Origin of the sequence: Sulfitobacter sp. UBA4523 (genome assembly GCF_002388305.1) — a bacterium.
Classification (GTDB): Bacteria; Pseudomonadota; Alphaproteobacteria; order Rhodobacterales; family Rhodobacteraceae; genus Sulfitobacter; species Sulfitobacter pontiacus.
Genome location: NZ_DGMH01000013.1, coordinates 19,148 through 29,094 on the forward strand (window position 1 = coordinate 19,148; position 9,947 = coordinate 29,094).

Annotated in this window: 8 protein-coding genes; 2 read left to right on the top strand and 6 right to left on the bottom strand. The window is 61.3% G+C overall.

Annotated features, from left to right (window positions below; all coding sequences use genetic code 11):
• The 6 genes from B3849_RS02415 to B3849_RS02440 form a co-directional block, all read right to left on the bottom strand.
• Positions 1–2,738 (bottom strand): efflux RND transporter permease subunit (locus B3849_RS02415; protein ID WP_286779771.1); only part of this gene is annotated, 2,738 nt, incomplete at its 3' end.
• Entirely contained in the window at positions 2,735–3,865 is a 1,131-nt protein-coding gene (locus tag B3849_RS02420) for an efflux RND transporter periplasmic adaptor subunit (protein ID WP_278426110.1), read from the bottom strand. The genes B3849_RS02415 and B3849_RS02420, both read right to left, overlap by 4 nt.
• A 110-nt stretch (positions 3,866–3,975) precedes the next feature.
• The gene (locus B3849_RS02425; protein WP_278426109.1) at positions 3,976–4,881 is read right to left on the bottom strand and encodes a cation transporter; all 906 of its coding nucleotides are present in this window, start codon (positions 4,879–4,881) and stop codon (positions 3,976–3,978) included.
• Positions 4,878–5,315: an enoyl-CoA hydratase gene (locus B3849_RS02430; protein ID WP_278426108.1), complete on the bottom strand. Its 438-nt coding sequence runs from the start codon at positions 5,313–5,315 to the stop codon at positions 4,878–4,880. The genes B3849_RS02425 and B3849_RS02430 overlap by 4 nt, the downstream gene beginning before the upstream one ends.
• A 103-nt stretch (positions 5,316–5,418) precedes the next feature.
• A complete protein-coding gene (locus B3849_RS02435) occupies positions 5,419–6,195 on the bottom strand; it encodes an enoyl-CoA hydratase-related protein (RefSeq protein ID WP_064216582.1) in 777 nt (258 codons plus the stop codon).
• 110 nt (positions 6,196–6,305) lie between these two features.
• On the bottom strand, positions 6,306–7,163 hold the full coding sequence (locus tag B3849_RS02440) for a glycosyltransferase family 2 protein (protein ID WP_278426107.1): 858 nt from the start codon (positions 7,161–7,163) through the stop codon (positions 6,306–6,308).
• A 191-nt stretch (positions 7,164–7,354) separates the two neighbouring features.
• Between B3849_RS02440 and B3849_RS02445 the strand changes: the two genes are divergently transcribed.
• Both B3849_RS02445 and B3849_RS02450 read left to right on the top strand, forming a co-directional pair.
• Positions 7,355–8,104 (top strand): helix-turn-helix transcriptional regulator, encoded by a 750-nt coding sequence (locus tag B3849_RS02445; RefSeq protein ID WP_278426106.1) that lies wholly within the window; start codon positions 7,355–7,357, stop codon positions 8,102–8,104.
• A 398-nt stretch (positions 8,105–8,502) separates the two neighbouring features.
• Positions 8,503–9,947, top strand: a 1,445-nt coding sequence (locus B3849_RS02450) for a Hint domain-containing protein (RefSeq protein WP_286779772.1), incomplete at its 3' end; no start/stop codon positions are given.

Consider the following 9,947-nt stretch of genomic DNA (forward strand, 5'->3'; position numbering starts at 1 on the left):
ATCAGCATCACCAGCCCGATCTGACTGTAGTAGTTCAACGATCCACCGCTGAGCGAGATCGCAAAAAGCGCCGCCGCCAGACCAAAGGGCACGGTCAGCATGATCACGACAGCACTGGCGATGCTTTCGAACTGCGCGGCCAGCACAAGGAACACCACCACCAACGCGACGCCGAACACCATATACATCTCTGTCTGGCTGTCGCTCAGCGTCGCCGCCTCGCCGGTAAAGATGATCCCCATCCCGTCGGGCAGGACGCTATCGGCAATCGCCGTCAGACGGGTCATCGCGACGCTAAGATCGATACCGTCGTTCAGGTTCGCCTGCGCCGATACCGCCAGCGACCCGCCCTGCCGTTCGAGCGTGGATTGGCTGACCACGGGCACCAGCTCTGCCGCCGCGGACAGGGGCACATAGGCACCGCCCGGCAACTGCAACTGGATGTTATCAAGATCAGACGGGTCATCGATCGGCGGGCCACCGGGCACGACATTCACATCCGTCTCGATCTCGTCCGCAAAGACGGTGACGGCGACCTTGCCTTGGGTCATTGCGCCGATGGTTTGGGTGATCTCGGCCTCTGTCAGGCCAAAGACGCTTGCCATTTCGGGATCAACGCGGACCTCGTACTGCGCCTGCACCGCGTCGTTGGAAAGTTGCGGGTTCAAAAACGCCTCATCCTGCGCCATCGCCGCGACCAAAGCCTCGGTTGCCGTGGTCATCGCCGCGATGTCCTTGCCTGTCACCGCGAATTGCAAGCCCTGCCCGCCGCCGCGGATATTGAGGCTGTTGGTTCCCCGCGCAGAGGCCTGAACGCCTGGCACCCGCGCCAGCTTGCCGCTGATCTCGGCGACCAGTGCGGATTGGCTGCGGTCACGATTGCTCCAGTCATCGAGCCGCACGATGATGAAGGCGCTGGTGCCACCGCCGACGCCAACGATGCTCTGAACCGAGGTAACCTCGCCACTTTCCTGATAGGGGGTCAGGATCTCTTCGATCTGATCAACCTGGGTATCAAGGTAGTCGATCGTGGTATCAGAGGCACCGCGCGCCTGAACCAGAAAGAACCCGCGATCCTCGTCGGGCGTGATGGCAGAGGGCAAAGTACCCGCCGCCCCCGCTGCCACGATCACAAAGGCCCCCGCCGCCCCCAGCACCACCAACGGCATGCGAATGGCTTTGTCCATCACCGTGTCAAACATCCGCCCGGCCCAGCCTTGCGGCTTTGCCGTTGCCTCAAGCGCGGATTTCCCCGGATCAAGAAAGGCCGCCAGAACCGGTGCCAGAGTCAGCGCGGTGATGGACGACAGCGTGACAGCAAAGGCCAGCACAAAACCGAACTCGCTGAACACCCCACCGGCCTGACCGGGCAGGAAAGAGATCGGGATAAACACCGCCGCCAGCGTCGCGGTGGTAGAGATGACGGCAAAGAACACCTCGTTCGTGCCCGCCGCAGCGGCAGCAAAGGCCCCCATCCCCTGTTTACGTTTGCGCACGATATTCTCGATCACGACAATCGCGTCATCCACCACCATCCCCGTCGCCAGCACCAGCGCCAGCAGGCTGATGGTATTGACCGAGAACCCCGTCAGCCAGATCGCGGCGACCGTCCCCACCAGCGACACCGGAATGGTCACCGCCGGGATCATTACCGCACGGGGGGAGCGCAAAAAGGCAAAGATCACCACAACCACAATCCCCGTCGCCAAAGCGATGGATTTCATCACCTCGGTCAAGGATCCCCTGATGAATGTCCCATCGTCAGAGGTCACGAAAAGCCGAACGCCGTCGGGCAGCGCCGATTGCAGATCAGCCACCGCAACGGCCACATCTTCCGAGATCGACAGCGTGTTGCCCACGGATTGCCGCGTGATGTCCATGCCGACGGCGGTTTGCCCGTTCACGCGGGTCAGTACCGCGTCCTCTTCCGGCAGCAGCCGCACGAACGCCACGTCAGAAACGCGCGTATTCGCATCAATCGGGATCTGGCCCACGGTATCCACGGTGACATTCGCGTTGCCGACCCGCAGCGCCAAGGTTTGCGCATCTGACTCCAGCGATCCCAGCGGCGTGTCATCGCGCAGCGCTGCCAGCGCGTCAGAGACATCGAACAGGGTCATCCCCCGACTAAGCAACGCGGGCATATCCAGCGTCACGCGGAATTCATTGGGTTGTTCGCCGCGCAGGGTGACCTCTGCAATGCCGTCAATGGTGGACAGCCGGTCATAGACCACGCCCTCGGCCAGCTCGGTCAACGCATCAAGACTCGCGTCGCCCATCAGCGCCAGCCGGATGATCGCATCCGCGTTGCTGTCGCTTTTGGTCACGGTCGGATCATCCTCGATATCATCGGGCAGGTCACGCAACGTGGACGAAACGATCTCGCGCGCCTCATTTGCCGCGACATCGACATCGGTGCCTTCGGACAGATCAATGGTGATCCGGCTCGACCCCGTGGTCGAGGTGGATTCCATATAGGATAACCCCTCAAGCGCGCTCAGGGCATCCTCAAGGACTTGCGTCACCTCACGGTCGACGGTTGCGGGCACCGCGCCTTCATAGGTGGTGCGCACGGATAGAACCGGCTGGTCAACGTCGGGCATTTCCCGCACGTCCACAGCCACAAGCGCCGCCAGACCTGCGATCAAGATCAGCAGGTTGATGACGATCCCGAAAATCGGCCGCGAGACGAATAGATCGGCGAGCCCGCCACGGGGCTTTGCAGGGGTATCGCTCATGACGGTGCCTTTTCAGTCCCGGCACCGACCGCCGTGATTTTCGCCCCGTCCCGCAGCTTTTGCGCGCCTTCGGTTACAACCATCGCGCCATCGGCGATGTCGGCCTCCACCCAGACGAATTCGTTCTTACGGTAAAGGATCGTGATCGGCACCCGCACCGCCGTCCCGCCGTCATCGACCCAGACCGCAGCACCCGTACGCGACCACGTCACCGCGGTCGATGGCAAGACCGGCAGCGGTTCGCTTTCATGCAGCAGGCGCACCGCAAAGGTCATGCCCGGCCAGAGGATGCGTTCCGCATTGTCGATCTTGGCCTTCACCGTGACCGAACGCGTGACCGCATCGATCCGGCTGTCGAACGAAAGGATCTCTCCGGTGATCGACCGACCGACAAAGGCAGAGGTAGAGACCAGCACCTCATGCGCCTGCCCTAGGACACCGATAGCGCGTTCGGGCAGTTCGAATTCGACCACCAGCGTTTCGGTCTGGTCAATCGTTGCAATCACGTCATTGGCGCCAAGGATATCGCCGACCTCAACCTCGCTCAGCCCCAGACGCCCCGAGATGGGCGCGCGGATGGTGCGGTCTTCCAGCGCAACTTCGGCCAGCCCCACTTCGGCATCGGCCAGTTGCTGCGCCACGCGCGCCTCTGACTGTGCGACATCGGTAATGGTAGAGTTGCCACCGGCCCGCAGCCGGTCATAGCGGTCGACCGTATCGGTCGCCTGCTGCAGATTGGCGCGCGCGATTTCAAGGTTTAGCTCTTGGGTCCGCGCATCCAACCGCACAAGGACCTCGCCCTGTTCAACCTCGCGGTTCGCACTCAGCCGGGTTTCGACCACTGTACCGGCGGTTTCAGTCACCACATCCGCACTGCGCAAAGAGGATGCTGTGCCGGTCGCGTATAGTGTCACCTCGTAGGGGCGTTGTTCCAGCGCGGTCGTCACCACCGAAGTCGCCCCCCGAGCACGCCCGCCCCCAGGGGGGCCACCTGCAGGTCGCCCACCCGCCGCGGATTGAGGCTGCGCCGCCTCGCTTGTGGCATCCGTGCCGGGCAGGCCAAAGGTGATGGCATAAGCCCCGAACAAAAGCCCGACGGCCACCAGCAAACTCACAAATTTCCGCATTATTCCAACTATCCAGATCAGGTCATTAAGCCATTTAACGTGGGCCCTGAAAATTCCGTCGCTGAAAACACGAATAAATGTAGAAAAAAATCGAACTGTCCCGCGGCAGCCTAGTTTTCGGGCTTCACGCTCAGGGTGACCACGCGCCAAGCGTCATCCTCGCCGACCAGCTCTTTCGCGCGCGCCGTATCGGGCAGCAATTCGTCGTCGTCACCGATCACCACGTGCAGATAGCGTCCGGCCTCGCGCAGTTTGACGACGGGCGCGCCGTCCATGCCTTTCTGAACACGATCCGCCAGATTTTGACGCTCGGCAGAGCCAAGCTTGCGCGGCGCACCGTCCAACAGCTCCGCGACGGAGATACGCAAGTTGCGCCCACCGTCTTTCAACACGTCCAACCCGATCAACCCCGCAGCCACGGCATCGGCCCACCAGAACCCCATCGAGATACCGATGATGCCCAGAATACCCGCAACGCCGGTCTTCCAGTCTGCGGCGTTCATGTCAGCATCCGCATGCAACACCTTGTCCTGAATGTCGGGCGCGATGGCCAGCTTCTTGCGCCCCAAGATCACTGGCGGGATGATCGAATAGACCAATGCCGCCACCATCAGCCAGCCCATCCAGATCTCGGTGCCGAACAGGTCGATACTGCCGATGGTGGGATGTTCCTGCCGCACCAACGTGACCACCGCGTCATACACCAGATAGCCGCCCATCAAGGTCAGCGCCGCCGCCGAGAGGGCAAAGGCCAGGGTGCCGATGCGGTGCAGGCCAAAGGGGTACTTCGGGCTTGGTGGCATCCGTTCAAGCCGCGCGGCGATCAGGAACAGGATCGGCGGCAACAGCGATAGCGTGTCTTCGATCCACGCCGCCTGCATCGCCTGACTTGATCCCATGACCAGAAACATCACGAAAATGATCGTGACCAGCCAGAACAGCGTCCACCATTCCAACCGACGCGCTTTCGCGATTTTGTCGGCGATCTCTTGCGGCAGCGGGGGGTAGCGGTTCATTCCTGCGCCTCCCGCGTCAGCGGACGCAGCGCCATATTGGACCGCATGAGAAACCGGTTCTCGCCGCGCCGCAGCAGCAAGACCCGTTCGGGACGCTCGGCCCCGACGGTCACATATCCGATGGGGTTGGTCATGCCCGTATGCTCTGTCAGCGGTGAATCTTTCGGTATCCCGCCCGCCAGCAGATGCAGATCACCCCCCTCGAGCGCATCAAGCATCTGGTGCGGGTTCTCGCGATGCCATTCGATTTCGGCATCCAGTGCCGCGGCGATCAATGTCACCGCCTGCAGGTCTTGATCCGGCAAAGGATCTTGCAACGCGCCGACCTTCAGCACGGCACCTTCCACAATATCAGTGGTGTTTTCGGGGTCTTTCGGCAACTGGCAGGCAGCCAGAACGACCAAAAGAGCAGCGGCGATGAGGTGGCGGTACATGATCAAAACCCTTCAGGGCGACAACTGCACAGATCATGATTTCGTTCCCGCGGGACCGACACCCGCAGGAACCAGAGGGGTCGCAGCCCCCTTCGACAACAGATCACCCGTTAAAGCGGGGCGCCCGTTTTTCAAGGAACGCGGCCACGCCCTCTTTGAAGTCGGGGGTATTCCCCGCTTCTTTCTGCCACTTGCGCTCGTTCGCCAATGCGGTGTCAAAATCAGTGTCGGCGGCGCTCCACGCGGCTTTGCGGATCAAGGCAAGGCTGCGCACCGGCCCGTTCGCCAATTTGGTCGCGATCTCAAGCGCGGTGGCGTCAACCGCGTCATTCTCGACCAGCCGCGTCACCAGCCCCCAGTCAAACGCCGTCGGCGCGGGAATTTTCTCGGCCAGCAGCATCATCTCCATCGCGCGCACGCGGCCCACGGCGCGTGTCAGCAACCACGTCGCCCCGCCATCGGGGATCAGCCCGATCCGCGCAAAGGCTTCAAGGAAATAGGCATCACGACCGGCGACAATCACATCACAGGCCAGCGCAATCGACGCGCCCACACCCGCGACCGCCCCCTGCACTGCAGAGACCACGGGCACCGGCAGATCGCGAAGCGTCATCATCAACGGGTTGTAGGCATTTTCAAGCGCGGCACCCGCATCGAGCTCTTTGCCGCTTTCGATCGTCCCCTGCTTGAGGTTCGCCCCCGCCGAGAACGCGCGTGGCGACCCCGCCAAGACAATCGCCCGCGCTGTCTGTGCTTCTTGTTGCAGCAGGTCACGCAGCTCTAGCGCCATGGCAGAGGTCAGGGCGTTCATCGTTTCGGCATCATCGAGCCGCAGCACTGTCACCGGCCCGTGCCGTTCGACCTTGATCTTATCCGTCATCCTGCTCTCCTCCCACGCATTCTACGGTCTGTGTCGGGGGTATCCCACCACGCGAACAGGGCATGGTAAAGGCGCCATCACCGGAGCCCGCAGCGTCGAAGGGTCACTGATCAGGTATCGCCAAACGTCGCGGCGACCCACTCCGGCAAGGTCACCCGTTGCTCGAACACTGTCGATTTCGCCCGCAGCACGTTTTCTTTGGTGTCGCGCACCGGCTCCGCGCTGATCGTGGCATAGGCGTGATCGCGCGCGACCTCCCATGTCTCGTCGCGAAATCCCGCCAATCGGGCATAGAACCGTGCCGCCGTCTGGTCCGCCTCTTTCCACGCGGCACCGGGCAAGCCGCGCCCCGGCATGTTCCCCACGTCGGTCCGATGCTGGTTCGCCGTCTCTAACGCGTCGATATTGGCGTATTTCAGGTGCATCAAGTAGACACCGCGCGGCAGGTCAAACACCGCCGTTTCAATGCGCTTGGGCCCGACCCATATGCCGTGGCGCCACAGCCCCGTGCCGCGTTTGGTCACCCATGCCTTGCTGTAGTGCCCCGAGAACACCGCTGTGCGCCGATGGCCAAGAGCCATTTGCCCCGCCGCGAGCACATCATCCTCCAAGGTCTCTGCCACATTGAGACCAAGCGCGAACATCGCCTTTGCCGATGCCGTCTCTAACACCGCGTGCAGTGACGTATAAAGTGCGGGATCATAACAGATCAGCTCGTCCGCATCGGTGCGGATCACCCAGTCGAAAGACACGGCCAGCCCATCGGCAAAACTGTTCAGCACTTGCCCGCGTCGTCGGTCGAACCCTTCCAGCGTTTCGCGGGGCACAGTGATCACGGTCGCACGCGGGCAAAGGCTGGCGATCTTGGCGTCGGCCCCGTGGGCGACGATATAGAGGTTATCAAACCCCAGCATGCGCCCATAATGCGCGTACCACTGGGACAGCGCCCAGTAGTCTTTGTAAACCATTGTGATCGCGCAAATATTCATGGTCTCCTTTTACGCGCTTTGCGATTTTCCGAACAGGGTATTTTGTCACGCACCGGCCTGACGCCTCCAAATTCCCTTACGCAAAAGGGTGAACGCCTTGTTCCAGCCATATTTTATGTTGCTTTTTGGCGACACCGTTGCCATTATGTTGTCTAGGCCGGGGGGCGAACATGTCATTGGAAAAGCTGATCGATTTGGCAGGTGCCGCGAAAGCGGGCACGGGTGATGTTGCGTTTTGGGACAGCTGCACCCAAACCTTCGCCGATCTGGGCGTCACCGGCATCGGCTATGGCATCATCCCTTACGCCAGTGACGCGACCGTGCGCGGGTTTACCCAAGCCGGTTTCTTTCGCCACACCTACCCCCAAGACTGGGTCACCGCGGTCGAGGAACAGGCGCTGGTGGATGACGATATCTCGGTCGAGTTGATCGCCAATGGCACGAAAGAGGTGCTGTGGAATGACGCCAGCCTGTTGGACGATGCGACGGAACCCCAACAGATGCAATCCGAGCTGGAGAATGACATCGGGATGCAGTTCGGTGCGTCTTTCGCGCTGAACCGCACGCCCGCGGGTCAGGCCATCTCCGGCATCGGTCTTTGGGTGAGCGAGACACGCAGCGACCGCGAATTCGATCTTTACTGGCAACAGCATCGCAGCGCGTTGCGACGTTTGTCCTTTGCGATGGATGAAGGCATCCGCCGCGATCACATGAGCGTGCTGGTCAACCTCACCCCGCGCGAGCGTGACTGCCTCAGCTATCTTGCCATCGGTCTGCGCCCGGCCGAGATCTGCTGGACCCTCAAGATCAGCGAAAAAACCTTCGAGAAACACATCAAGGGCGCGAAAGAGAAGCTGCGGGCCAGCACACGCGATCATGCGGTCGCCAAATCACTGGTTTTAGGGCTAATCCAACCGTAGATGGGGGTTTTCCCCCGCTTGATCTACCCTTGGGTTACTGGCAGGTAGAGCGCATAGAACGGCATCACGATTTTCTCCAAGCAGGCCGGTGAGATAGGGCATATTCACGCTGCCTTTTCTCGTCATACTGGCATTGCTTCGCAAGTAATTCTTAGACCAAAGCGCGGGGTGGCAGTAATGCCGCCCCCATTTTGTATCCACTGGTCGTAAAACGTGAACCACCACGCCGCCCACAACTGACGCGAGAAGGCCGCTACGTCAACTTATCACAAAGCCGTTAAATCCGTTGCCAGATGCGCATACCGCGATAAAAAGAACGCTAGTTTTTTCACGATTTGCGAAACCTTTGCCGACTTCGGACCGTGGTTTCTTGCAGAAATCACGCGGAGCAGACGACAATGGCAGCGATCAACGGCACGACGGGGACAGATACCCTTCAAGGTACAGCAGAAGACGACCGGATCGATGCAGGTGCCGGCAACGACCGCGTGTCCGGCGAAGGCGGCGACGACCGGATCGACGGTGGCGCGGGCGATGACCTGCTGTATGGCGATGCAGGCGTCGGTACGGCACCGGGCAACGACGCGTCTCCGATCACGTTGTCTTATGCCAGCCGCCTTTTCAACACGGGTAACTCAGCCGACGAAGGCGACAGCGTCTTTTATGACAACGTGGCAACGTTGGACAATGGCGGCGGCGTTTTCGCGCGACTGGTGCTGGTCGACACCTCGAATGACAACATGCCCATCGACCTTACCGGCGGCACCGGCTTCGAGATCCTACTGAACTCTGGTGATGGAAGCAAGAGCAGGTATGCCGGTGAAACCGCGACCTTCCGGCTCGAATTCTACGACCGCCAGCACTACGTCGATACGGGCGAGTTCAAGCCGATCGCGCTGAATTCCACCGCGACCTTCAACGATCTGGATCGCAACAACCCCGGCGATCAGGAATCCGTGACGCTGGACACCAACAGCTTCACCTCCTTCGCGACCAGCGATGATACGTCGTTGAATGTCACCAATGCTGATGGCACCGTGACCGCAGCGGGGACCGAGGCGAACTCCCCCGACGATCAGGATGCGTGGTTCTCGGGCCAGTTTGAGAACCGCGAGTTTATCGAATTCACGCTCGAAACCCGTTCCACGCAGTCGGGCTTCACCCTGTCTGGCGACCTGATTGACGACGCCGTCGTGACCCCGATCGAAGCGGGCAATGACACCATTCTGGGCGGCGAGGGCGACGACACGATCTTTGGTCAGGGCGGGAACGACAGCCTGGACGGTGGCGAAGGCGACGATCAGATCGAAGGCGGCGACGGGCAGGATACAATCACCTCGGGTGGCGGCAACGACCGCGCCGAAGGGGGGCAAGGCTCCGACCTGTTCAACTTTACCTCGGGCGGCAATCACACCATCGTGGGCGGCGAAGATGCCGACGGAACAGATGTCGACGTTCTGAACCTCAGCGGGCTGGATCGGTCGCAGTACACGCTGACCAAAACGGGCCCTGAATCCGGCACCATCGAATTCCGCGATGCCGATGGCAACGTGACCGGCACCACCACCTATTCCGAGATCGAAGAGGTCGTGATCTGCTTTACCCCCGGCACCACCATCGCCACGCGACGCGGCGAGATTCCGGTGCAGCAGATCAAGGTCGGCGATCTGGTCGTCACCCGTGACAACGGCCTGCAGCCGGTCCGCTGGGTGGGTCGCCGCAATCTGGGGCGCGACAACCTGCTGCGCACCCCCGGCTTCAACCCCGTTCGGATCAAGGCCGGTGCCTTTGGTGAAGGCGTGCCGCAGCGCGATATGATGGTCAGCCCGAACCACCGCATGCT

Excerpts from the sequence above, each read along its gene's own strand:
- B3849_RS02430 (WP_278426108.1), bottom strand. The coding sequence starts at position 5,315 with ATGTACCGCCACCTCATCGCCGCTGCTCTTTTGGTCGTTCTGGCTGCC.
- B3849_RS02445 (WP_278426106.1), top strand. The coding sequence starts at position 7,355 with ATGTCATTGGAAAAGCTGATCGATTTGGCAGGTGCCGCGAAAGCGGGC.
- B3849_RS02425 (WP_278426109.1), bottom strand. The coding sequence starts at position 4,881 with ATGAACCGCTACCCCCCGCTGCCGCAAGAGATCGCCGACAAAATCGCG.
- B3849_RS02420 (WP_278426110.1), bottom strand. The coding sequence starts at position 3,865 with ATGCGGAAATTTGTGAGTTTGCTGGTGGCCGTCGGGCTTTTGTTCGGG.
- B3849_RS02440 (WP_278426107.1), bottom strand. The coding sequence starts at position 7,163 with ATGGTTTACAAAGACTACTGGGCGCTGTCCCAGTGGTACGCGCATTAT.
- B3849_RS02435 (WP_064216582.1), bottom strand. The coding sequence starts at position 6,195 with ATGACGGATAAGATCAAGGTCGAACGGCACGGGCCGGTGACAGTGCTG.